20 protein-coding genes are annotated in these 23,025 nt (G+C 37.4%); 11 read left to right on the forward strand and 9 right to left on the reverse strand.

Features of this window, described 5'->3' with window-relative positions; translation table 11 throughout:
- The first annotated feature begins 10 nt into the window (after positions 1-10).
- Together ZA05_RS09150 and ZA05_RS09155 are read left to right on the forward strand one after the other, a co-directional pair.
- On the forward strand, positions 11-907 hold the full coding sequence (locus ZA05_RS09150; RefSeq protein ID WP_053991397.1) for a FecR family protein: 897 nt from the start codon (positions 11-13) through the stop codon (positions 905-907).
- A complete protein-coding gene (locus ZA05_RS09155; RefSeq protein WP_053991398.1) occupies positions 900-3,212 on the forward strand; it encodes a TonB-dependent siderophore receptor in 2,313 nt (770 codons plus the stop codon). Before ZA05_RS09150 ends, ZA05_RS09155 begins: the two co-directional genes overlap by 8 nt.
- A gap of 27 nt (positions 3,213-3,239) precedes the next feature.
- Here ZA05_RS09155 and argS read toward each other — a convergent pair whose 3' ends face one another.
- Complete coding sequence (gene argS, locus ZA05_RS09160) at positions 3,240-5,018, reverse strand: arginine--tRNA ligase (protein WP_053991399.1); 1,779 nt, start codon at positions 5,016-5,018, stop codon at positions 3,240-3,242.
- Between the two features lie 546 nt (positions 5,019-5,564).
- Here argS and ZA05_RS09165 point away from each other — a divergent pair.
- Positions 5,565-7,628: a tetratricopeptide repeat-containing sensor histidine kinase gene (locus ZA05_RS09165; RefSeq protein ID WP_053991400.1), complete on the forward strand. Its 2,064-nt coding sequence runs from the start codon at positions 5,565-5,567 to the stop codon at positions 7,626-7,628.
- Positions 7,629-7,691: 63 nt separating this feature from the next.
- Here the strand turns inward: ZA05_RS09165 and ctlX are convergent, their stop codons facing one another.
- Positions 7,692-8,639: a citrulline utilization hydrolase CtlX gene (gene ctlX / locus ZA05_RS09170; RefSeq protein ID WP_053991401.1), complete on the reverse strand. Its 948-nt coding sequence runs from the start codon at positions 8,637-8,639 to the stop codon at positions 7,692-7,694.
- A gap of 101 nt (positions 8,640-8,740) precedes the next feature.
- The gene (locus ZA05_RS09175) at positions 8,741-9,322 is read right to left on the reverse strand and encodes an NUDIX hydrolase (protein ID WP_053991402.1); all 582 of its coding nucleotides are present in this window, start codon (positions 9,320-9,322) and stop codon (positions 8,741-8,743) included.
- A 121-nt stretch (positions 9,323-9,443) separates the two neighbouring features.
- Here ZA05_RS09175 and pyrE point away from each other — a divergent pair, with 121 nt between their 5' ends.
- Both pyrE and ZA05_RS09185 read left to right on the forward strand, forming a co-directional pair.
- A complete protein-coding gene (gene pyrE, locus ZA05_RS09180) occupies positions 9,444-10,088 on the forward strand; it encodes an orotate phosphoribosyltransferase (RefSeq protein WP_053991403.1) in 645 nt (214 codons plus the stop codon).
- A 22-nt stretch (positions 10,089-10,110) separates the two neighbouring features.
- Entirely contained in the window at positions 10,111-10,506 is a 396-nt protein-coding gene (locus ZA05_RS09185; RefSeq protein ID WP_053991404.1) for an SRPBCC family protein, read from the forward strand.
- Here the strand turns inward: ZA05_RS09185 and ZA05_RS09190 are convergent.
- Positions 10,503-11,234, reverse strand: a complete 732-nt coding sequence (locus ZA05_RS09190) for a biotin--[acetyl-CoA-carboxylase] ligase (RefSeq protein WP_053991405.1) — start codon at positions 11,232-11,234, stop codon at positions 10,503-10,505. The two genes, ZA05_RS09185 and ZA05_RS09190, sit on opposite strands and share 4 nt — an antisense overlap.
- 96 nt (positions 11,235-11,330) lie before the next feature.
- Here ZA05_RS09190 and rsfS point away from each other — a divergent pair, with 96 nt between their 5' ends.
- The 6 genes from rsfS (at position 11,331) to ZA05_RS09220 (ending at position 16,143) form a co-directional block, all read left to right on the forward strand.
- Positions 11,331-11,702 (forward strand): ribosome silencing factor, encoded by a 372-nt coding sequence (gene rsfS, locus ZA05_RS09195; RefSeq protein ID WP_053991406.1) that lies wholly within the window; start codon positions 11,331-11,333, stop codon positions 11,700-11,702.
- A 10-nt stretch (positions 11,703-11,712) separates the two neighbouring features.
- On the forward strand, positions 11,713-13,641 hold the full coding sequence (ftsH, locus tag ZA05_RS09200; RefSeq protein ID WP_053991407.1) for an ATP-dependent zinc metalloprotease FtsH: 1,929 nt from the start codon (positions 11,713-11,715) through the stop codon (positions 13,639-13,641).
- Positions 13,642-13,753: 112 nt separating this feature from the next.
- On the forward strand, positions 13,754-14,365 hold the full coding sequence (locus ZA05_RS09205) for an LUD domain-containing protein (RefSeq protein WP_053991408.1): 612 nt from the start codon (positions 13,754-13,756) through the stop codon (positions 14,363-14,365).
- A 44-nt stretch (positions 14,366-14,409) separates the two neighbouring features.
- On the forward strand, positions 14,410-15,228 hold the full coding sequence (locus tag ZA05_RS09210) for a phosphatidate cytidylyltransferase (RefSeq protein ID WP_053991409.1): 819 nt from the start codon (positions 14,410-14,412) through the stop codon (positions 15,226-15,228).
- Positions 15,218-15,868, forward strand: coding sequence for a phosphatidylserine decarboxylase family protein (locus ZA05_RS09215; protein ID WP_053991410.1), 651 nt, complete (start codon positions 15,218-15,220; stop codon positions 15,866-15,868). Before ZA05_RS09210 ends, ZA05_RS09215 begins: the two co-directional genes overlap by 11 nt.
- Positions 15,868-16,143 (forward strand): acyl-CoA-binding protein, encoded by a 276-nt coding sequence (locus ZA05_RS09220; protein WP_053991411.1) that lies wholly within the window; start codon positions 15,868-15,870, stop codon positions 16,141-16,143. The genes ZA05_RS09215 and ZA05_RS09220 overlap by 1 nt, the downstream gene beginning before the upstream one ends.
- Before the next feature lie 45 nt (positions 16,144-16,188).
- Here the strand turns inward: ZA05_RS09220 and ZA05_RS09225 are convergent, their stop codons facing one another.
- The 5 genes from ZA05_RS09225 to carA all read right to left on the reverse strand — a co-directional run bounded on the left by ZA05_RS09225 (position 16,189) and on the right by carA (position 23,016).
- Positions 16,189-17,103 (reverse strand): dimethylarginine dimethylaminohydrolase family protein, encoded by a 915-nt coding sequence (locus ZA05_RS09225; RefSeq protein WP_053991412.1) that lies wholly within the window; start codon positions 17,101-17,103, stop codon positions 16,189-16,191.
- 82 nt (positions 17,104-17,185) lie between these two features.
- Entirely contained in the window at positions 17,186-18,472 is a 1,287-nt protein-coding gene (locus ZA05_RS09230; RefSeq protein WP_053991413.1) for a citrate synthase, read from the reverse strand.
- 182 nt (positions 18,473-18,654) lie between these two features.
- The gene (locus ZA05_RS09235; RefSeq protein ID WP_053991414.1) at positions 18,655-20,220 is read right to left on the reverse strand and encodes a glycogen synthase; all 1,566 of its coding nucleotides are present in this window, start codon (positions 20,218-20,220) and stop codon (positions 18,655-18,657) included.
- A 235-nt stretch (positions 20,221-20,455) separates the two neighbouring features.
- A complete protein-coding gene (gene eno / locus ZA05_RS09240; RefSeq protein ID WP_053991415.1) occupies positions 20,456-21,745 on the reverse strand; it encodes a phosphopyruvate hydratase in 1,290 nt (429 codons plus the stop codon).
- Between the two features lie 167 nt (positions 21,746-21,912).
- Positions 21,913-23,016 (reverse strand): glutamine-hydrolyzing carbamoyl-phosphate synthase small subunit, encoded by a 1,104-nt coding sequence (gene carA / locus ZA05_RS09245; RefSeq protein ID WP_053991416.1) that lies wholly within the window; start codon positions 23,014-23,016, stop codon positions 21,913-21,915.
- Positions 23,017-23,025 lie beyond the last annotated feature (9 nt).

A 23,025-nucleotide genomic window follows, 5' to 3' on the forward strand; every position in this document is an offset into this window, starting at 1 on the left:
AACGAATACCATGGAAAGAGAAGATTTAATACAGAAATGGCTGGACCACAACCTTAGCGAAGAGGAACATGAGGCTTTTAAAAAGCTTGATGACTACCATGCTTTAACACAGTTGGACCAGTCCATGAAGTACTTTAAGGCTCCCGAATTTAATGTTGGAGAAGCCCAAACCTCGGTATTAAAACGCATCAAGTCCAAAAAGAAAAAGGTTATCAATATGCCATTGGTCATTATGCGAATTGCAGCCATTTTTCTTGTAACGTTTGGTATATATTATTTTTATTCCTCTAGAGATATTACCGTGACAACTTTGGCTGCCGAGAAATCTACCATTTCGCTGCCAGACAAATCACTCGTCACTTTAAACGCCCTAACTTCCCTAGTTTATAACAAAAGACAATGGAAACAAAAAAGAGAAGTGATTCTAGATGGAGAAGCCTTTTTTAAAGTGGCCAAAGGCGCCACCTTTGATGTAAAAACCGATCTTGGCACCGTGACGGTTTACGGAACCCAGTTCAACGTAAAAGAACGTGATAATTATTTTGAAGTCATTTGTTACGAAGGTTTAGTTGGTGTGACCTATAACAACGAACTTACCAAACTCCATCCTGGAGAGCATTTCCTGATAAGAAACGGCAAATATATTGAAACCGATATTACCCAAGTACCCGCTCCTTCATGGATCAACAACGAAAGCTACTTTAAAAGTACACCCTACAGTGAAGTCATTTCAGAGTTTGAAAGACAATATAACGTGACTATCCAACTTCAGGACATAGATACGTCTCAATTATTCACGGGAAGTTTTACTCATAAAAACATGGATGTTGCCTTAAAATCCATTACCTTACCACTCCAATTAAGATTTACTAAAACTGCTAATACCATTACTTTAATACGTGAGTAAAAAGGAAGTTTGTTTTCTTTTCATTTCATTGTTCTTTTTTGGTGTCAATAGTGTTGTAGGGCAACAATCCTTAAAAAACGAACAGCCTCTCATATCTATTTTAAACACCTTAGAAGACCGTTACGACATTCACTTTAGTTATATAGATAAAACGGTTGAAGCCATTTATACTACGCAGCCTCCTGACCACTTATCTCTGGAAGAAGCTTTGGAACTCCTCAAAGTTGAAACCAATTTGGACTTTATTGTCATAGATGCCAAAAGTGTCGTGATTTCAAAGCGCATCAATCCTTTAAGTGAAGTGATTACCCAGAAACTGGAAGAGGTTGTCATCAACAACTTCCTTACCAAAGGGATTTCCAAAAAGAATGATGGAAAAGTTACTATTGAAACACGCAAGTTTGGAATCCTGCCAGGTCTTATTGAACCCGATATTTTGCAGACCATTCAAGCATTGCCAGGAATTATTAGTGTTAATGAAACCGTATCCAACATTAATGTAAGAGGTGGTACCCACGATGAAAACCTTATTTTGTGGGATGGCATCAAGATGTACCAATCTGGACATTTTTTTGGTTTGGTATCGGCTTTCAATCCTTATTTAACCAAATCTGTAGATGTTTCCAAAAACGGAACTAGTGTAAGGTTTGGGGACGGTGTTTCAAGTTTGATCAACATGAAGCAATCCAATAGCCTAGATCAAGATTTTAAAGTTGGCACAGGCTTCAATCTTATCAGTGCCGATGTGTTTTCTAAAATACCTCTTTCAGAAAAAACAGAAATCCAAATAGCCGCAAGACGCTCCATTTCCGATTTAATCATTACACCAACCTACGAACAATATTACAAAAGAGCCTTCCAGGATTCAGACCTTTCGGGAACCGACGAATCGTCCCAAGTCATTCGTAATAATGAGCATTTTTACTTTTACGATATCTCAACCAAATTTTTGTATGACATCAGTGACTCAGACCAATTACGATTTAATTTTTTGACGATTCGAAACAACTTGGATTATGATGAACAGACCAATATCGAAGATACTTTAGAAACCTTGAATAGTAGTCTGGAACAGGACAATCTTGCGTTAGGTTTAGAGTATTTAAAATATTGGAACAGCAAATTTACCACAACCACCCAAGTTTATTGGTCTAATTATGATTTGAACACGACCAATTACGATTTGATAGACGAACAGCGATTGATGCAAAAAAACGCTGTGAGCGACATAGGCATTCGTATAAACGTCACTAACCACGTAGACCAAAATCTTAAAATCTACGGCGGTTACCAGTTCAACGGTGTAATTGTAAAAAATTCGGAAGATGTTCTCAATCCAGAATACCATGATTATTCTAAGGAAATTAACCGCATTCATGCCCTTTATGCCGAAGCGGAATTTACCTCAATCAACAAAAATACCTATGCTCGTATTGGTTTGCGCACTAATATTATTGAAAAGTTAAACGAATTATACACGGAACCCAGACTGTCCGTAAGCCATAAACTCAACAATGCCTTTAGGGCCGAATTCCATGCTGAATTCAAAAGCCAGACCATGGCACAGATTATCGATTTGCAGGATGATTTCTTAGGAATTGAAAAACGCCGTTGGGTACTTTCAAACAACGATAACATCCCAATTATACAAAGCAAACAGGCTTCATTTGGGGTTCATTACAACAAAAACAAATTACTTGTAAGTGCCGAGATATTTGCTAAAAAAGTAGAGGGCATTAACAGTAGAAGTCAAGGATTCCAGAATCAATACCAGTTTCTAAACACGATAGGGTCTTATTTCACCAAGGGCATCGACTTTTTGGTGCATAAACAATTTAAATCTACAAGTGCGTGGTTTAGTTACTCCAACAGTAGCAACGATTATACTTTTGAGGAATTCAATGAAGGGAACGACTTCCCAAACAACCTAAACATCAAACATGCTCTAACCTTTGCAGGAACCTACCAAATGAACAGTCTTAAAGTGGCTCTTGGCGTGAATTGGCATAGTGGCAAACCCATCACTTTACCAGCAAGCATTCAAGATAACTCCAATAATACCATTGAATATAGCGCTCCAAACGGCAGTAACTTAAAGGACTATTTAAGAACCGATCTTTCTGCTAATTACACTTTCAAAACAAGTCAAACATCGCATGCCATTATAGGCATGTCCATATGGAATTTGCTCAACCGCAAAAATGTAGTAAACACCTATTATACGTTGAATGAAGACACCGTTTCTAAGGTAGAAATCAGCTCTCTTGGAATTACGCCCAATGTAAGTTTTAGAGTGAATTTTTAAATTATAAAAACAACTACAGCCTTAAATCTACATGCGCTCTGGCACGTTGATCCCCAAAAGACTGAAAGCGTTTTTAACCACTACTCCAACCATTTTTGACAACTGAACTCTAAAGTTTTTGTCATTGTCATTATCGGCTCCCAGGATAGATACATTTTGGTAGAATGAGTTGAACTCCTTCACCAAATCGTACGTATAATTGGCAATTAATGCAGGACTATGATTGCTAGCTGCGTTTTGCACAACCTCAGGAAACAACTGTAATTGCTTTAATAGCTCTTTCTCCTTGTCATGTAATGAGATGTTTCCATAAGTTCCTTCCAATGCACTTCCTGCCTTCCTCAAAATAGATTGAATTCTCGCATATGTATATTGAATGAAAGGCCCTGTATTCCCTTGGAAATCGATAGATTCTTTTGGATCGAACAAAATTCGTTTTTTAGGATCAACCTTTAAAATGTAATACTTCAAAGCTCCCAAACCAATTGTTTTGTAAAGCTCTATTTTTTCTGCTTCGGTATAACCATCCAATTTCCCTAATTCATCCGAAATTTCTTTGGCTGTCGCGGCCATTTCATCTACCAAATCATCGGCATCTACGACGGTTCCTTCTCTACTTTTCATTTTTCCAGAAGGCAAATCCACCATTCCATAACTTAAGTGGTACAAATTTTTGGCCCAGTCAAACCCCAGTTTTTTCAGAATCAAAAACAACACTTGGAAATGGTAATCCTGTTCGTTACCCACGGTATACACCATTCCGCCAACATCTGGATGATCCTTAATTCGTTGAATGGCGGTACCGATATCTTGGGTCATATAAACTGCAGTACCATCGGCTCTCAGCACCAATTTTTCGTCCAAACCATCTTCAGTCAGGTCACACCAAACAGAACCGTCTTCTTTCTTATAAAACACTCCCGATTTTAATCCTTCAGTTACAAATTCCTTTCCTAATAAGTAGGTTTGGCTTTCATAGTACAAGTGGTCAAAATCAACTCCCAAATTCTTATAAGTGATATCAAAACCATCATACACCCAACCATTCATTTGGGTCCACAGTTCAACGACTTCTTTATCTCCTGCTTCCCATTGACGCAACATATCCTGAGCTTCCAATAAAATAGGCGCCTGTTTTTTGGCTTCTTCCTCAGATAAGCCCTGAACTACTAATTCCAGGATTTCATTTTTATATTCCTGATCGAACTTTACGTAGTAATTCCCAACCAGTTTATCGCCTTTTAAACCTGAGCTTTCAGGTGTTTCACCGTTACCATATCGTTTCCAAGCCAACATACTTTTACAAATGTGGATTCCACGGTCGTTGATAATTTGTGTTTTGTAGACCTTTTTACCTGAAGCCTTCAATATTTCAGAAACACTATATCCTAACAAGTTATTTCTAATATGTCCCAAATGCAGAGGCTTATTGGTATTAGGAGAAGAATACTCCACCATGATTGCCTTGTCATTAGGTTCTGGGGTTACAAAACCGTAATCGGCATTTCCTGAAATAGATGTAAAAAAGTTTAAATAATAAGCATCGTCAATTTCAACATTCAAAAAGCCCTTCACAACATTGTAGGCTTTCACCTCCTCAACATGCTCAACCAGATAGGTTCCAATCTGCTCTCCTATTTGAACAGGATTTCCTTTTACGACACGTAACATAGGAAATACGACCACTGTTATATCTCCTGCAAATTCCTTACGGGTTGCCTGAAATTCTACAGTTTCCAATTCAGCATTAAAAATATCTTTAATTGCTTGTTTTACGTATTTCGATAAAGTGTCTTGAAGGTTCATTTTGCTTATTTTTAAGTGTGCAAAGATAGTACTTTTAACAGTATTTCAATAACAATACCCTAGAACAAACATCTCCATAAGACTTCAATTTCTACGAGGATATCTACAGATTTAATATTTGAAAACAGCCCCATTTTTTGATAACAGCCTTACCTTCTCCAAAGATATGGGTTAAAAAATGTCACAAACCATCAAAAACCTACAATTCAACCACTTACAAAATCATTTAAAAAAATTCAAAATTTAACAGAAACTTCACATAAAATTTGCCAATTCTTTGCATTTCGTCGATACTTTCATTTTTTAGTAGGAGATACCGTTCACTTTATCTAATTTTTTGGCATTAAAACCCAAAAATTAGATTTTTACTTGGCTTTTAAAGATTTTTGAAGGGAGCTATTAATCAAAGTCCCAAATATTGATGATACTTAATATTCAACCCGTAGTAGGATTGTTATTATTGTATTTTGTGTCCTTACTTCACCTCTCCCTCAAGGCAAGTTGGCTTAAAAACAGTATTGCAACAAGTAAAACATTATTTGGAAAATGAAACAGTTAATCACCTTAGCTGCTTTATTTTCTGCCCTTCTTAGTTATTCTCAAACTAGGGAGATAGACAGTCTTACCCTAGAATTAGCCTACCAAAAACAAGATTCTGTAAAGGTTGAAACCTCTTTATTACTAATAAAAAACCTTTACAAGGCCAAGGATTACCAAAAAGCCTCCATGTTTGTTGACCAAACAGAGCGCTTGTCAAAATCGCTTAATTACACCAAAGGCGTTGCCGAGTCGGTTTATTACAAAGCCCTTATCTATTCCGAACGAGGCGACTACTATAACTCCATAGACAGCTTTAACAAATCCAGAAAATTATACCAACAGCTTAACGACACTTTGGGTATTGCCAAAGTGAGCAATTGTATGGGCCTCATCGAAATTAAGCGCGGAAACTATATTGTGGGGTTGGAAAACTCGCTTTCGGCCATCAATATTTTCGAAACCAAAAATCTTAGGGAAGAATTGAGCTCGGCATACAATAATTTGGCTGAAGCCTATTTCAAGACCCAGCAGATAGACAAGGCCATTGAGTTCAACCTTAAAGCCTTAAGCGTTCGCGAACAATTACAGGACAGTATTGGCATTAAAACGTCTACCAAAAATATCGCGCAGCTGTATTCGTTACGAAGAGAGCACCGCAAAGCCATCGAGTACTACGAAAAGGTCATGGAATTACTCAACCCAGAGAAAGACCAAGACCTCAAAGGAGAAATTCTTCCAAGAATTGGGGAAGAATATTTGCGCTTTAAAGATTACGACAAAGCCGCCGACTATTTAGTGGAAGGCCTAAAATTTAACCGTAGAAGAAACAACAAAGAAGGCCTATTGCGATCCCTCAACTCTGTTGGAAAACTCAACCTAACCCAAAACAAAACACGCTTGGCCGAGCGGCAATTGGACGAGGCTTATGCTTTGGCGAAAGATGGCTCAGATAAACTGGAGTTATTAAAAAATTACGAGCTTCACAAGCAACTGGATTCCATGCAAGGGCAATTTCATAACGCTTTCTTCTGGCAAGGGAAATATTATGCCCTCAAGGAGGAACTCGCCAGGCAAAACCAACCCAAAATTCCGGTCAACACAGATGCCATTATAAAAGAAGAAAAGCCGTTAGACTTCTCAAATCAAGAAGAAGCATCCACCATTATTCCTTCACTAACTTCCAAAAATAGCAAGGAAGTTAAAAAGTTGAAACTCATTTCCTATGTATTGGTGGCCGCATTCCTAATAGCCCTTACATTTTTAATGCTGATTTATTTAAGGCGAAAAAGCAGATTGGCCTACACTAAGGAACTTGAAGAAAAGAACAAACAAATACAAATGCAAAACGAGGCCATTTTAGAGCAATCCCTTCACTTGGAAGAAATCAACAAAGTGAAGGATCGTTTGTTTTCTATTGTTTCGCACGACTTAAAAGATTCTGTTTCTTCCATCAAAGGCTTTATCGATCTATTAAAAGAGGACAGCTTATCGAAAGAAGAATTCTACGACCTTATCCCAGAGCTTAGTGAAAATGCCAATAATGCTTCCTTATTATTGTTTAATTTGTTGAACTGGTCAAAATCGCAAATGCAGAACTTGGAACCAAATCCAGAACTGTTCAATATTCAAGAAGTATTCCAGACTAAGATTAGTTTGATTGAACAAAAAGTGGAGCAAAAACGCATTGTATTAATTGACGAATCCCAACGCGACTTTATCTATGCCGATAGAAGCATGGTTGAGATTGTCATTCAAAACCTATTGACCAATGCTGTAAAGTTCAGTAAAGTTGGAGATATCATCACGGTTTCCAACATCGACAGAAATGGCAGATCCTTAATTTGTGTTGAAGATACCGGTGTAGGCATTTCAGAAGAAAACATGGAAAAGCTCTTCAAGAACAATACCTTTACTACAGTTGGTACCAAAAGTGAAAAAGGCACTGGTTTAGGACTTACTATCTGTAAAGAACTGGTAGAGCTGAACAACGGAAAAATTTGGGTAGAAAGCACTCCTAACGTAGGAAGCAAGTTCTTTGTGGAATTACCTAAATCGAAGCCAAATAAGTAAACCTCTAAGCTAAAGCAAAGAGACTTTCAGGCAGGTAAAGTTTGATAGTTTAAACCCCGTTTATTAAGCCAATCTCAACCCAGTACGTGGCAAAAACACTTCCGCCATCATACAACGGGCACTTCCACCACCACAGGTTTCAATAGTTTCAAGTGAACTTGACAAAATAGGACAATGTTTTTCAATTTTAGCAATTTGGTCTTTAGTCAAACTATCATAGGCCGATTGACTCATTACCAAGAAACGCTGATCACCTTCTCCTCTTACCTGCAACATATTGCCAGCAAACTGATGCATTTGGGCTTCAGTTATAGCAATCACTTCTTTGCCATCATTCTTTAGATGTGTAAGCACATTTTTTCGCTCTTTTTTATCATCGATACTGTCCAAACAGATAACTGCAAAGGTTTCAGCCAAACACATCATTACATTGGTGTGATAAATAGGTAAACGCTTCCCGTCCACGGTTTGAAATGCCGTAAATACTACTGGAGTATATTCAAAATCTTCACAAAATTCTATAAACAACTCTTCATCTGCCCTAGGCGAAAGCGCGCAGTAGGCCTTACCGTTTACACGATCCAAGAGCAGACTTCCGGTACCTTCCAAAAACACACCTTCTTCTTCGGCACTGGTATAATCCACAATATTTTCAATGGCAAACCCTTCTTTTTCCAATGTTACAAACACATCCTCACGACGCTCCCTCCTTCTGTTTTCAGCAAACATAGGGTACAAGGCGACATCTCCATTTTCATGAAAACTCACCCAGTTGTTAGGAAAAATAGAATCAGGGGTATCCAGAGAAGGATCGTCGTTTACAATTACTACATTTACCCCAACTGCACGTAACTTCTCAACAAAAGCATCAAATTCGTTTTGAGCCTTTGTATTGATTTCTGCCTGAACTAGATCCAAATCTTCTTGGAAGTAGTTATTTACAGCTGTCTGTTCGTTCATCCTGAAATTCACAGGACGAATCATTAAAATGGTATTTGTAGTTTGTGGCATGATCCAGAAATTTGCAGGCAAATTTAACTTTTTTGATCGAGTATCTTACCCAAAATGTTAAGATTCGTTCCTCAAAAAATTCATCATTACTCGCTGATTGTCTACATAAGGATTTTAATATTGGCGTAGGAATTGGTCATAGCTTTTTCCTGCTCAGCCTGACCCAACCATTTTACTTTGGTTATCCCCTCGTTTTCCTGTGGCTCCAATTTGCCATCATAGGTAGTTTTCATTTCAAACCAATGGGTAATCTTAATTTTATGTTTCCCATTGCGTTTAAAAATATGGTAAGTAATATCCAATGGTTTGATAATTTCAAGTCCTTTAACTCCCGTTTCCTCCTCCACTTCCCTAACAGAAGTTTCCTCTATAGACTCCTTCCCTTCTGCCTTACCTTTGGGCAAATCCCATTTTTTATTGCGATAGATAAACAGTACTTCTTCTTTATCATTCACAACCTTTCCTCCACCAGCAACAACATTGGGCAGTTTCTTGAGAAACTTCTTTAAAAGCTTATCAGGATTTTTATGAATAAGCCTGACCTCCTCCAATGAGGTTGTATTGAGTTCCTTAATTACCTTACTGATATTGACTGTATCCAAAAGGTAATTTTTAAAATTGGTTTCCTCACTAACAACCGTCGTTAATATAATTGGTTTGTCGTTGACAAAGACTTGGTACATTGATAATGCTGATAGTTTAAGCCGTAAAAATATTACTTTTTAATTCATACAGAGGAATTCCATTTTAATTTTATTTAAAATTTTCAAATTTACTTATGCCAAAAATGTGTAGTTTTGTCCTATGATTTTTAATAAACATACCGCCAAAAAAACCGCAGAAGTTTTATTGCAAATCAACGCTATAAAACTTAGCCCAAAAGAACCGTTTACTTGGGCTTCTGGATGGAAATCACCTATTTACTGCGACAATAGAATTATTTTATCCTATCCCCTCATTCGCAACTACATTCGCGAAACCATGGCTAAACAAATTGAAAAGCAATATGGAAAGCCAGATGTTATTGCAGGAGTTGCCACTGGAGCCATTGGAATAGGCATATTGGTTGCCGAATACTTAGGGCTGCCTTTTGTTTATGTAAGACCTGAGGCAAAATCCCACGGGCGCCAAAACCAAATTGAAGGCCACCTTGAAAAAGGACAAAATGTTGTAGTGGTTGAAGATTTAATAAGCACAGGGAAAAGTAGCTTGAATGCTGTAAAAGCACTTAAAAATGCCGATGCTAACGTAAAAGGCATGATTGCCATTTTCACTTATGGCTTTGAAGTTTCCAAACAAAGTTTTGAAGAGGCCGGTATCCAACTACAAACCCTAGGCAACTACGAAAGCTTATTGGACCAAGCCTTAGAAACCAACTATATCACCAAACAGCAACAGGAACTTTTGGCACAATGGAACGCCAATCCTAGCGAATGGAACGCTAATTGATATAGGTATAAAAAAATAAGATATGAATTTAGAATCCCCAAAAGTAATCGTAAATAAATCCCCTCAAGAAACCTTTGATTTCTTATCGGAAGTGAAAAATTTTGAAAAGTTAATGCCAGAAAACATTAGCAAATTTGAAATTTTAGGGGACGACACCTTTTTGTTTGCCTTAAAAGGAATGCCTGAAATAGTCTTGAAAAAGAAAGAAACTGAAGCTCCCAACAAAATTGTTTTAGGAGCCGCTGGAGGCAAAATGGACTTTTCTTTAATCGGAAATATTGAAGAAACTGCGGACAACAAAAGTGAAGTACAGCTAGCCTTTACAGGCGATTTCAACCCTATGATGGCGATGATGGTCAAAGGGCCCATCTCCAAATTCATAGAAACGCTCGTAACCAAAATGACAACAACGCTTTAATACAATAAGGTAATTTCTTTAAGATCGAATGTTTTTAAAACTTCATCTTCCAAAAGAACTTCAAGACTGCCAGAGTTGGTCACACCTTTGATAAAACCAGAAAATAGATGGCCTTCAACATCCTTAAATGTTGAAGGCTTATTTATTCTAAACAATCGCTTCTCGTACAACTTTTTAAGGCTTTTGGTCTGCCCATTTTCCAACATTCCAAAATACAGCTCCATTTTTTGAATTACCAAAGTCAATACTTCATCACGGTCAAAAACATTACCTGCCATTAAACGCATTGACGAAGCTTGAGGCAAATTGACGTATTCAGTTTGGTTTACATTAAGTCCAATTCCAATAATGGTGTATTGAATTTGGTTTTGTTTGATGACATTTTCAATAAGAATTCCAGCTATTTTCTTATTTTCTGACAAAATGTCGTTTGGCCATTTCACTTTGACCCTTTTAAGATTACACTGCCTCAATACATCCGAAACTGCCAAAGCAACTGCAATACTGATAAAAAATTGATCTTCAACTTTCAAAAAAGAAATATCCTTAAACACACTAACAGTAAGGTTTTTGGCTTCTTGCGAAGTCCATTCTGTCCCCATCTGCCCCCTCCCTTGGGTTTGCCTTTCCGTCATCACAACCGTATAATCTTCAAGGTCTTGAGCAGTACTCAACTGCCTTAAATAACTATTTGTAGAATCAATGGCACTAAGTTTGATAATGTGCATTAGGATAATATTTGTTAATTTATAATATTCTTAATAAAAATTAAGGTTCAAAAGAACTAAAAAAATAATAACTTTGCACAAAACTAAATCAATTTAATGGCTAAAAAAAACAGTAATGTAGATCAACTAATAGCAACCATATTAGCTGGTATTGAAGATGTTAAAGGGAAGGAGATTACAATTCTAGATTTAAGAGAAATTGAAAACACTGTCTGTGATTATTTTATTGTTTGCGAAGGAACTTCCAATACCCAGGTAAACGCCATAGTCAATTCCATCCAAAAAAAGGTTAGTAAAACACTCAAGGATAACCCTTGGCATGTCGAAGGTGTCGATAATGCCGAATGGGTACTCATTGATTACGTCAATGTGGTAGTACATGTGTTCCAAAAACAAATTAGGGAATACTACGACATAGAAAGTCTTTGGGGAGACGCAAAAACAACCGTTATAGAAACAAGTTACTAAAAGAGTATTAATGGCTAACGACAAAAAGAACACCAATAAAAAACCAAAATTTAACCTCTATTGGATTTACGGAATCGCAATATTGGGGATTTTAGCAGTTCAACTATTTGCGGGAGGCTTCGGAAGCGAAGCTACCGCCACCACCACACCTCAACAATTCTTGGAATTCCTTAAAGAAGGAGATGTTTCCAAAATTGAAATTATTAATAAAAGGGAGGCCAAGGTTTACCTAACCGACGAAGCACAGAACAAAGAAATTCATAAAAAAACCGTTCCTAACAGTATCTTCCCTACGGTTTCGCCTTTACCGAATTATTCGTTTGAATTTGGTGATTTACAAAACTTTGAAAAAGGTATTAATGAAACTATTAAGAACAATAACCTTAGTACTGAAGTAAAATATAAAACGGAAGAAAACCTTTGGGGTAACTTCCTTATATCTCTTTTACCATTTGTATTGATTATCGCTGTTTGGATATTCATCATGCGTCGTATGTCGTCTGGTGGTGCCGGTGGTGCTGGCGGACAGATTTTCAACATCGGGAAATCAAAAGCTAAACTTTTTGATGAAAAAACAGATGTTAAGACATCCTTTAAAGATGTAGCTGGACTGGAAGGTGCCAAAGAAGAGGTTCAGGAAATTGTAGATTTCCTTAAAAACCCCGAAAAATATACCTCATTAGGAGGAAAAATCCCGAAAGGAGCCTTATTGGTAGGACCTCCAGGTACTGGTAAAACCTTATTGGCAAAAGCTGTTGCCGGTGAAGCCAAAGTACCGTTCTTCTCTTTATCGGGATCGGATTTTGTGGAGATGTTTGTAGGGGTTGGTGCTTCTCGGGTAAGGGATTTGTTTAAGCAAGCAAAAGAAAAATCACCTTCTATCATATTTATTGATGAAATCGATGCCATTGGTAGAGCCCGTGGTAAAAGCAATTTCTCTGGATCTAACGACGAACGTGAAAACACGCTTAACCAGCTTTTGACAGAGATGGATGGTTTTGGAACCAACACCAACGTCATTGTATTGGCCGCTACCAACAGAGCTGATGTTTTGGATAAAGCCCTTATGCGTGCTGGTCGTTTCGACCGTCAGATTTTCGTGGACCTTCCAGACGTAAGGGAACGTAAAGAAATTTTTGAGGTACACTTGAGACCTATCAAGCAATCCGAAAAATTGGATATCGATTTCCTTGCCAAACAAACCCCAGGATTCTCTGGAGCTGATATTGCCAACGTATGTAATGAAGCGGCATTAATTGCGGCTAGAAATGGTAAAAAAGCGGTAGATAAGCAAGACTTTTTGGATGCTGTAGACCGTATCGTTGGAGGATTGGAGAAGAAGAACAAAATCATCACTCCAGAAGAAAAACGCGCCGTGGCTTATCACGAAGCTGGTCATGCCACCATAAGCTGGATGTTGGAACACGCTGCGCCTTTGGTAAAAGTTACTATTGTGCCTCGTGGACAATCACTTGGTGCCGCTTGGTATTTGCCAGAAGAACGCTTGATTGTGCGTCCTGAGCAAATGTTGGACGAGATGTGTGCTGCCTTGGGAGGAAGAGCTGCTGAAAAGGTAATTTTCGACAAGATTTCTACAGGAGCTTTGAGCGATCTTGAAAAAGTGACCAAACAAGCAAGAGCTATGGTTACCATTTACGGACTAAGTGATAAAGTTGGGAATTTAACTTATTACGATTCTTCAGGACAATCAGAATATGGCTTTACAAAACCTTATAGCGAACAAACTGCAGAGTTGATTGATAAAGAGATTTCTGATATTATTGAAGAGCAATATGCTCGTGCTATCAAGATTCTTGAAGAGAACAAAGATAAGCTAACTGAGTTGGCAGAAGTACTTCTTGACAAAGAAGTCATCTTCAAAGATAACCTTGAAAAGATCTTCGGAAAAAGACCTTTTGACAAGGTAGAAGAAGCATAGGAAAAACACCTAATGTTTTTATAAAAAACTTAAATTAACCATGTGTTAGTTTAAGTTTTTTTATATTTGAATTAATACAATACGAATAACCCGGGTTAATAGCAATTCATACATGAGTCTATTTCGTAAAATCTTCGGACTTAAGTCTGATAATGAAGAGGATAACATAAAAAACGAAGAGAGAGGCAAGTACATGCCGGAGATCAAGCTACCTGTAGATGAAAGATTCACTATCAATTTCAAGGCTAATGGTGGTAAATTTCTGTATTGCGAAAACCTCGATGAAATTAGGGAAAGCCTCAGATTGATTTTAAGCGAAAATGATTGGCAAAACGAATCCGTATTGCTGTTGGATGATCGCTTAAAGGAGCTTTTCAAGGGAATGGAATACAAGTCTACCAAAAACCTTTCAGAAGCCACCTACTTTTTATCTACTTGTGAATATCTGATTTCCGACGATGGTTCTTTATTGATTTCTTCTAATCAAATTGCCGAAAAAAAGCTAAAAGAACTACCTCCAAATTTTATAATTTATGCCACTACTAGTCAATTTGTAGAAAATATTGGAGAGGGACTTAGAGGCATAAAAGGTAAAAACAAGGAAAAGATTCCTACCAACATTACTACCATTAAGCACTTTAAGGCGCCTGCAGAAGATAAAGATTTCCTTTCCTACGGAAGTAGTTCAAAAAACTTATATTTGCTACTACTTGAGGATTTGTAGGCACACGTCTTAATTCTTTCTTCTAAGCATTTTAAAAACAATTCATGAAAGAACTTGTTACCAGGACCTTATCGGGTATTTTATATATCAGCTTACTCATGCTATCTCTTTGCTGGAAATCGGCTTTGGCGGTCTTATTTTACCTATTTGGTCTAGTGTGTTTGGCGGAGTTTAAAAAGTTGATTGGACTGGAGAAGTTTCTCCCCTACATCATCTTTACAATTCTTTATTTTGTGTTTGGCTATTGGGTTTCCATTGTGAACTCAAAATCGGGATTCAACGATTCCATCCAAATATTGCATGTCATTACCATCTTTGTACAATTGTTCCTTATCAAGGATTTATTTTCTGAAAAGACCATTCCTCTTTTCAGTTCAAAAAGATATATCATCACGACGTTTTACTTATCCAGTGGTTTTGTCTTTTTGTTTTTAATTGCCAACTACAATCACAATTTCACGCCACTGTTACTTTTGGGAACCTTTATAATTTTGTGGACCAATGATACCTTTGCCTATTTGGTTGGAAAGAATTTCGGAAAGCAAAAACTCTTCGCTAAAGTGTCTCCAAAGAAAACTGTTGAAGGATTTTTGGGAGGATTGTTTTTTTCCTGTGTAGCTAGCTATTTTATTGCTAAATTTACAGATACTTTAGATTTTAACCATTGGCTCGTGCTAGCAATTATAGCAAGTGTTTTTGGCACTTTGGGAGATTTGATAGAGTCTAAGTTTAAAAGACAAGCTAACGTCAAGGATAGCGGCGTAATAATGCCTGGCCATGGTGGGTTATTGGACCGTCTGGACAGTATTATATTTGCGGCACCTTTTATCTATTTATATTTAAGATTTACCTATGTTTCATAAAGAAGGACATAAAATTATTTTCATTACACTGGTTATTGTTGTTGCTCTATTAATGACCATTGATTACACGGTTCAATTACCTTGGCTACGTACAGTTTTAATGCTGGCTGCTTTGGCTTTCCTAATCTTGATTTTACAGTTCTTTAGAAACCCCAAAAGAAATACGGTAGCAAACGAACACCATGCCCTTTCCCCCGTGGATGGTAAAGTGGTGGTTATTGAAGAAGTTTTTGAAAAAGAATTTTTTAATGAAAAGCGTATACAAGTATCCGTTTTCATGTCTCCTATAAATGTTCATGTTACTCGTTACCCAGTTGGAGGTAATGTGGTATACAGCAAATACCATCCTGGAAAATATTTGGTGGCATGGCACCCAAAAGCAAGTGAAGAGAACGAACGGACCACAGTGGTGGTAGACAATCCAAAATTTGGAAACGTGCTTTACCGTCAAATTGCCGGTGCTTTGGCCAAACGTATCGTTAACTATGCCAAGGAAAATGATAAAGCCATACAGGGTGCAGATTCTGGCTTTATAAAATTCGGGTCAAGAGTGGATGTATTTTTACCTTTGGATGCCGATATTAAAGTAAGTTTGAATGACGTTGTGAAAGGAGGCGAAAGTATTTTAGCCGAGATATAATGACACCTGAAGAAGCATTGGATATTGAATTTAAGGAAGCCGTAAAAATGGTTAACAGTTATACGGAACCCTTTCCTGCAGACCTATTGTTACGTCTTTACGCTTACTATAAAAGGGCTACCGATGATTATGGTCGTCCAAGTAGCCGAAAGGCCATTATCAACGCTTTTAAGACCAATGCTCTTTTTCAGGTACAGGCTCAAAATGTCACCAAAGAAGAAGCCAAACGCACCTATATTGAATTGGTTAAAAACTACTTTCTGTATCGTAAATAAGGAACTTATCTTCGTTCCCGTCCTTTTCTCAATTAAGAAAGAAACCTAATCCCGAATCAATGGCATCGTAGAACAGCGTAACAAGCCTTCCTGCTTTGCTATTTCTGCATAAGGCACTTCCTCTACCGTAAAGCCTTGTTCTCTCAACCAAGTGTTTAATCTGGTAAATTTTTTTTCTGAAATCACGACCTTTTCAGAAATGGAAAACACATTACTATACATATTGTACATTTCATCTTTCGTAATTTCAAAAATATTCTCCTTTCCGAAGAAATCCACGAGCCAATTATATTCACTCTCCACCAAAAACCCATTTTTATGGATAATGGCCTTATCCTTTCCTATGGGTTGGAAACAACAATCCAAATGCAAAGCATTTTCCTTGGCATTGGTATTGGATTTACGAAGTTCAAAGGCCTTTACTGTTTTCTCCGGAAACAACTCCTGAAGTGCAATTACGGCGTCCATATTGGTTCTAGCCGTAATGTAATTGGAATAATCTGATCCAGAATAAGTACCAACAAAGATAAACTCTCCGTAAGGCATTACATCTCCTCCCTCCACATGACAATCTTCCGGCAGCGTAATGACATTTTCCGAAGGTATTTGGTCTATTACATGTTGGATGGCTTCTACCTCTCGCTCGCGGTCTGGAAGAATATTGGCTTTAATTAGTTTATCGTCTATAACAAAGGCAATGTCCCGGGCAAAAATTTGATTGTAATCCTTTATGGTTTTTGGGCGAAACACTTTTACATCATACTTTTCAAATACCTTGGCCACGGCGTCCATTTCCTTAATCATATCACCTTCCTTTGGATAAGTGCCCGCTTTGATGTGTTCTATTGATTTAGGATCATAAGCTTCGTCTATAGAAGGGATTGGACCAATACTTTCAGCTGTTCCTAAAACAACGGCTCTTAGACGTGACGTCTCATCATTGACATGTAATTGTAACATAAAGTGTCTCTATTATAAAAAAAAAAACTGCCCAAAAGAGCTTATGCAATTTTAAGGCAGTTTTTTCTATTTATAAAATCTTTTATCTGTCTTTTATATCTTTAAAAGATCTAAGCGTTTCCCCTACATAAACTTGACGAGGACGGCCAATTGGCTCTTTACGCAATCTCATTTCTCTCCATTGGGCAATCCATCCTGGCAGTCTACCCAAAGCAAACATAACCGTAAACATATCTGTTGGGATTCCCATAGCTCTATAAATGATTCCTGAGTAGAAATCTACGTTTGGATACAATTTTCTATCAACAAAATAGTTGTCTTCCAAAGCTTCCTTTTCCAATCCTTTGGCGATATCCAAGATAGGGTCTTCAATTCCTAAATCACCTAAAACTTCATCTGCAGCCTTTTTGATGATCTTGGCTCTAGGATCAAAGTTTTTATACACACGGTGTCCGAATCCCATCAAACGGAATGGATCTTCCTTGTCTTTGGCTTTGCCCATATATTTTTTAGTATCTCCACCGTCGGCCTTGATAGCTTCCAACATTTCCAAAACAGCCTGGTTAGCTCCTCCATGTAGAGGTCCCCAAAGCGCAGAAATACCAGCTGAAAGCGATGCAAATAAACCAGCATGAGATGATCCTACAATTCTTACTGTAGAAGTCGAGCAGTTTTGCTCATGATCGGCATGAAGGATCAACAACTTATCCAAAGCATTGATCAAAATTGGATTTTGAACGTACTCTTCATTAGGCTGCTTGAACAACATTTTTAAAATGTTCTCCACATATCCTAAATTCTTATCTCCATAATCCAATGGCAACCCTAATTTCTTGTGCATGGTCCATGCCACCAATACTGGAAACTTAGCCAAAATTCGAACAATGGCATTGTACATTTCTTCCTCTGAATCTACATTTACCGAAGAAGGGTTAAATGCCGTTAGTGCACTCGTTAAAGATGATAACACTCCCATTGGGTGTGCAGACCTTGGAAAGGCGTCCACAATCTTTTTAATATCATCGTCTACTACTGAATGCTTTTTTATGTCTGAATGGAATTTGTCCAATTGCTCTTGCGTTGGCAATTCTCCAAAAATCAACAAATAAGCTACTTCCAAAAAGTCGGCCTTTTCGGCTAATTCTTCTATAGAATAACCTCTGTACCTCAGAATTCCTTTCTCTCCATCCAAAAATGTAATAGCACTTTCACAAGACCCTGTGTTTTTGTACCCCGGATCAATGGTAATCACTCCATTGGTAGCACTCCGTAAAGTTTTGATATCAATTGCAACTTCATCTTCTGACCCTGTAATTAAAGGAAATTCGTGTTTTTGACCGTTAATTTCTAATATAGCTTTATCTGACATATTTCAATAAAAAGTTTTTTAAATTGTTGTCTTGAAACGACAGCTCCAAATTTATGAAATATCTCACGATTATTAAAGCTTCTCAACAAAGGATTTGACTATTGAAATATTCATAAAATTGATACTTAAAACAGGGTGAGAATTGACGATTTCATAAGTATCTTATTTTCAACAGATAGTCTTTATTCTTGGTAATTTTTCACATTCACTTCCAACTGATATAATTTGTGGTAATATTCCACAACGGAAGATTTCCATGTAAATTTTTGGCTTTTAGCATTTAAGCAAATATCATCCCATTTGGGTTTATCATCAAAAAATACATCCAAAGCCTCTTGGAACACTTTTATAAAATTTTGTGTTTTTTCATCAATAGTAGCACCATCAAAAGCAAAGCCCGTTTTGAAATGCACAACCGTATCTTTCAAGCCTCCGGTATGATGAACCAAGCAGGGTTGCGCATTGCGCATTGCCAACATTTGACTAATGCCACAAGGCTCAAAAAGGCTTGGCATTAGATAAAGATTAGATTCTGTATAGATGGAGTCTATCACCTCTTCGGACTGCCCATTAAAAAAGATAAAGTTTTCATGCTCGTAACTAAGTTTATGAAGCAGTTCTTCATATTCAGGAGCACCGGTTCCCAAAACAGCGTAAATACCATTTACAGCTTTTAATTTCTCCAGTATAGACACCAATAATTCTGGAGAGTTTTTATAAAAGTAGAATTTCTGTTCGGTTAGTCTTGCTACGCTAGCACAAACAAATTTGGCAGGATCCTTAATCAATTTTACAATTTTCTCTCCTGTATGAATGAGAAAATTGGCCTTATACTCCTTTTCTGGTTCTTGGAGCCACTCAAAAATTGCCTGAATGGCATTTACATAAAAGGCTCCATGTGGCACCAGATTAATATTCTTGTAATTGCAGCCATTCAAAATACCAAACAAGCGCTTTTCATCATTTGCTTCCTTTAGAATCCCTTCTAGACCTTCTCCTCCAATAAAATTTGGAAAGTCGCTTGGCTTCATAATATCTTCTTTATAGGAAGGCGATACAGTATGCACCGCATTGGCAAACTTGATTCCCAAAGCCATAAGATTGATGCAATCATGATATCTGGGATCTTTCAAACGATCATAGTCAAACTCAACTTCTGGATAAAAAGCCTTTAGAGAGGACCTACTTCCTTCAAAAGGCCTAATCCCCTGTATTGCCAGGTTATGTATTGAATACACAAATCTAGTGTTATTCAAAAATCCATAAGCAGGGTGATACGCCCTAAGAAATAGCAACAAACTAGAATGCCAATCATGTAGATGCACCACCTCCAAATGCCCAAACACATCTTGCTTTATAGCTTGCGCGACCGCAATACAAAACAAGGAAAACATGCATGCATCCGTATAGAAAGGTTGTTCTGGGTCATTAAAGTAAATGTGGGCAATATTTCCAGACACAATTTCTGGATGATGAATTACGTAATGGCTTATATTTTTGAATTCCTTTTTTGGAGGAACTTTATAGACTTCAGCTATTTCTATTTGGCCACGATAGGAAAAATGTACTTCAGAAATCTTTTCTCCATTTACATGAAGCCTGCTATATGCTGGCGTGATTACATGCGCTCTATCTCCAAATGCTGCAATTTGTCTTGGCACATCCCTTACTACATCACCCATCCCTCCTGCTTTACAGTTTTTGATCGCATCATTTTCGGCTGAAACAAAAAGAAAGTTTGACTGCATGTAAAGAGGTTTAGGGTTGAACTACAGATTTTCTATATTTTATTTTGAAGTGCCAATGCGGAATAGCACGGACTTGGATTTAAGCATTAAATTCCATCATAAATTACTTAAAATAAATTGAGTAATAAAATATTTACATATTATTTCAATATTAAAATTGAAAAAACTGTTCAGTAACAAAAGAGCCTTCTGCTAAGGCAGAAGGCTCTTTTAAAAATATCACTTAAAATTATGGTTATTTCACTTTAAATGCATTTGCTTGTGGATAGTAGGCTACATCTCCCAACTCTTCCTCAATGCGCAACAATTGGTTGTATTTAGCCATACGGTCACTACGTGAAGCAGAACCAGTCTTGATTTGCCCCGTATTTAAGGCTACAGCCAAGTCAGCAATGGTGTTGTCCTCAGTTTCTCCAGAACGGTGGGACATCACAGAAGTATATCCAGCATTGTGAGCCATATTTACAGCTGCAATAGTTTCAGATAGAGTTCCAATTTGGTTTACTTTGATCAAAATAGAGTTTGCAATTCCATTCTCGATACCTTTTGATAAACGCTCTACATTGGTTACATAAAGGTCATCTCCTACCAATTGCACTTTATCTCCGATAAGTTCGGTTAAATACTTCCAACCATCCCAATCGTTTTCATCCATACCATCTTCGATAGAGATAATTGGATATTTAGATACCAATTCTGCAAGATAATTTGCTTGCTCTTCAGAAGTTCTTACCACTCCTTTATCGCCTTCAAATTTAGTGTAGTCGTATTTTCCATCTACATAGAATTCAGCAGAAGCACAGTCCAAAGCAATCATCACTTCGTCACCAAATTTATACCCTGCTTTTTCAACCGCTTTTTGGATAGATTCAATCGCATCTTCTGTACCATCTAAAGTTGGAGCAAATCCTCCTTCGTCTCCTACTGCGGTACTTAGACCTCTATCGTGTAACACTTTTTTCAAGTTGTGGAAAATTTCAGTTCCCATTTGCATAGCGTGCGTAAAGTTTTTAGCCTTTACTGGCATCACCATAAATTCTTGGAATGCGATAGGCGCATCACTGTGAGAACCTCCGTTGATGATGTTCATCATTGGAACTGGCAATGTCTTGGCAGACACACCACCGACATATCTATAAAGTGGCATTCCCAATTCATTGGCAGCGGCTTTAGCAACAGCTAAAGAAACTCCCAAAATGGCATTGGCACCCAATTTAGATTTGTTTGGAGTTCCGTCCAACTCGATCATCATTTTATCGATAACATTTTGTTCAAACACAGAAACACCCAACAATTCTTGAGCGATTACAGAATTAACATTTTCAACGGCTTTAGAAACTCCTTTCCCCATATAAGAATCACCGCCATCTCTAAGCTCTACAGCTTCGTGCTCTCCTGTAGATGCTCCTGATGGTACTGCCGCTCTTCCCATAACTCCGTTTTCTGTTACTACATCAACCTCTACGGTTGGATTCCCTCTTGAATCTAATATTTGTCTTGCGTGAATGTTAATTATAATGCTCATAATACATAGTTTAAGGTTGATTCCTTTTTTCTTATTTTTCTATAACAAATTTACAAAATAGTTACCCAAATATCGGTTACCAAATCATTATTATACATTAATCTTACTACATTGTTTTCGAATAAAAAAAACCTCAAAAAAAAGTGATTTTCTTTGAGGTTTTTCTATTATTTATTTTTGATGTTCTCTATAAATTGATCAAACAAATAAGATGAATCATGAGGACCAGGACTTGCCTCTGGATGGTATTGCACCGAGAAGACATTTTTAGTCTTCATCTTGATTCCTGCCACGGTATCATCATTAAGGTGAACATGGCTAATTTCTATATCTGGATGATTTTCGGTTTCCTCCCTGTTAATGGCAAAACCATGGTTTTGAGAAGTAATTTCTCCTTTACCTGTCTCTAAATTTTTAACTGGATGATTGATCCCTCTATGCCCATTATACATCTTATAGGTAGAAATACCATTGGCCAAAGCGATAACCTGATGTCCCAAACAAATTCCAAATAAAGGAAGGTTTCTATCCATAATCTTTTTAGCTACTGCCTGCGCCTCCTCCAAAGGTTCTGGATCTCCAGGACCGTTAGACAAGAAATAACCATCTGGATTCCATTCGTTCATCTCTTCAAAAGTAGCATTGTATGGAAATACCTTGATGTACGCATCACGTTTTGCAAGATTACGAAGGATATTCTTCTTGATTCCTAGGTCTAAAGCTGCAATTTTATAAGTGGCGTTTTCATCACCGTAGTAATAAGCCTCCTTGGTAGATACTTTTGAGGCCAACTCCAAACCATTCATTTGAGGTACCTTTGCCAATTGCTCTTTTAAACCTTCAATGTTATCAACCTCAGTAGAGATTACGGCATTCATGGCACCGTGTTCTCTAATGTAGCTTACCAAGGCGCGAGTATCCACATCTGAAATAGCCAGCACGTTATTCTTTTCAAAGAAATTTTGCAAAGAATCATCAGCAGCTTCGCGAGAATAATTGAAACTGAAATTTTTGCAGATCAAACCCGAAATTTTGATAGAATCGGATTCTATCTCATCTTCCTTGGTACCATAATTCCCAATATGGGCATTAGTAGCGACCATGATTTGCCCAAAATATGATGGGTCTGTAAAAATTTCTTGATACCCTGTAGTTCCTGTATTGAAACATACTTCGCCAAAAGCAGTTCCTGATTGCCCAATGGATTTTCCATAAAAAATGGTCCCGTCAGATAATAATACTAAAGCTTTGTCTCTTTTATTGTACTTCATTTGTTCGAA

This window comes from Mangrovimonas sp. TPBH4, assembly GCF_001280505.1.
Classification (GTDB): domain Bacteria; phylum Bacteroidota; class Bacteroidia; order Flavobacteriales; family Flavobacteriaceae; genus Mangrovimonas_A.

What these genes read in the sequence shown, in the direction of transcription:
- ZA05_RS09225 (WP_053991412.1), bottom strand. Translation starts at nt 17,103, where the DNA reads ATGTTACAATTACATGTCAATGATGAGACGTCACGTCTAAGAGCCGTT.
- ZA05_RS09190 (WP_053991405.1), bottom strand. Translation starts at nt 11,234, where the DNA reads ATGCACATTATCAAACTTAGTGCCATTGATTCTACAAATAGTTATTTA.
- carA (WP_053991416.1), bottom strand. Translation starts at nt 23,016, where the DNA reads ATGAAGTACAATAAAAGAGACAAAGCTTTAGTATTATTATCTGACGGG.
- ZA05_RS09165 (WP_053991400.1), top strand. Translation starts at nt 5,565, where the DNA reads ATGAAACAGTTAATCACCTTAGCTGCTTTATTTTCTGCCCTTCTTAGT.
- ZA05_RS09185 (WP_053991404.1), top strand. Translation starts at nt 10,111, where the DNA reads ATGAATTTAGAATCCCCAAAAGTAATCGTAAATAAATCCCCTCAAGAA.
- ftsH (WP_053991407.1), top strand. Translation starts at nt 11,713, where the DNA reads ATGGCTAACGACAAAAAGAACACCAATAAAAAACCAAAATTTAACCTC.
- ZA05_RS09230 (WP_053991413.1), bottom strand. Translation starts at nt 18,472, where the DNA reads ATGTCAGATAAAGCTATATTAGAAATTAACGGTCAAAAACACGAATTT.
- ZA05_RS09220 (WP_053991411.1), top strand. Translation starts at nt 15,868, where the DNA reads ATGACACCTGAAGAAGCATTGGATATTGAATTTAAGGAAGCCGTAAAA.
- argS (WP_053991399.1), bottom strand. Translation starts at nt 5,018, where the DNA reads ATGAACCTTCAAGACACTTTATCGAAATACGTAAAACAAGCAATTAAA.
- eno (WP_053991415.1), bottom strand. Translation starts at nt 21,745, where the DNA reads ATGAGCATTATAATTAACATTCACGCAAGACAAATATTAGATTCAAGA.
- rsfS (WP_053991406.1), top strand. Translation starts at nt 11,331, where the DNA reads ATGGCTAAAAAAAACAGTAATGTAGATCAACTAATAGCAACCATATTA.
- ctlX (WP_053991401.1), bottom strand. Translation starts at nt 8,639, where the DNA reads ATGCCACAAACTACAAATACCATTTTAATGATTCGTCCTGTGAATTTC.
- ZA05_RS09205 (WP_053991408.1), top strand. Translation starts at nt 13,754, where the DNA reads ATGAGTCTATTTCGTAAAATCTTCGGACTTAAGTCTGATAATGAAGAG.
- ZA05_RS09235 (WP_053991414.1), bottom strand. Translation starts at nt 20,220, where the DNA reads ATGCAGTCAAACTTTCTTTTTGTTTCAGCCGAAAATGATGCGATCAAA.
- pyrE (WP_053991403.1), top strand. Translation starts at nt 9,444, where the DNA reads ATGATTTTTAATAAACATACCGCCAAAAAAACCGCAGAAGTTTTATTG.
- ZA05_RS09150 (WP_053991397.1), top strand. Translation starts at nt 11, where the DNA reads ATGGAAAGAGAAGATTTAATACAGAAATGGCTGGACCACAACCTTAGC.
- ZA05_RS09215 (WP_053991410.1), top strand. Translation starts at nt 15,218, where the DNA reads ATGTTTCATAAAGAAGGACATAAAATTATTTTCATTACACTGGTTATT.
- ZA05_RS09210 (WP_053991409.1), top strand. Translation starts at nt 14,410, where the DNA reads ATGAAAGAACTTGTTACCAGGACCTTATCGGGTATTTTATATATCAGC.
- ZA05_RS09175 (WP_053991402.1), bottom strand. Translation starts at nt 9,322, where the DNA reads ATGTACCAAGTCTTTGTCAACGACAAACCAATTATATTAACGACGGTT.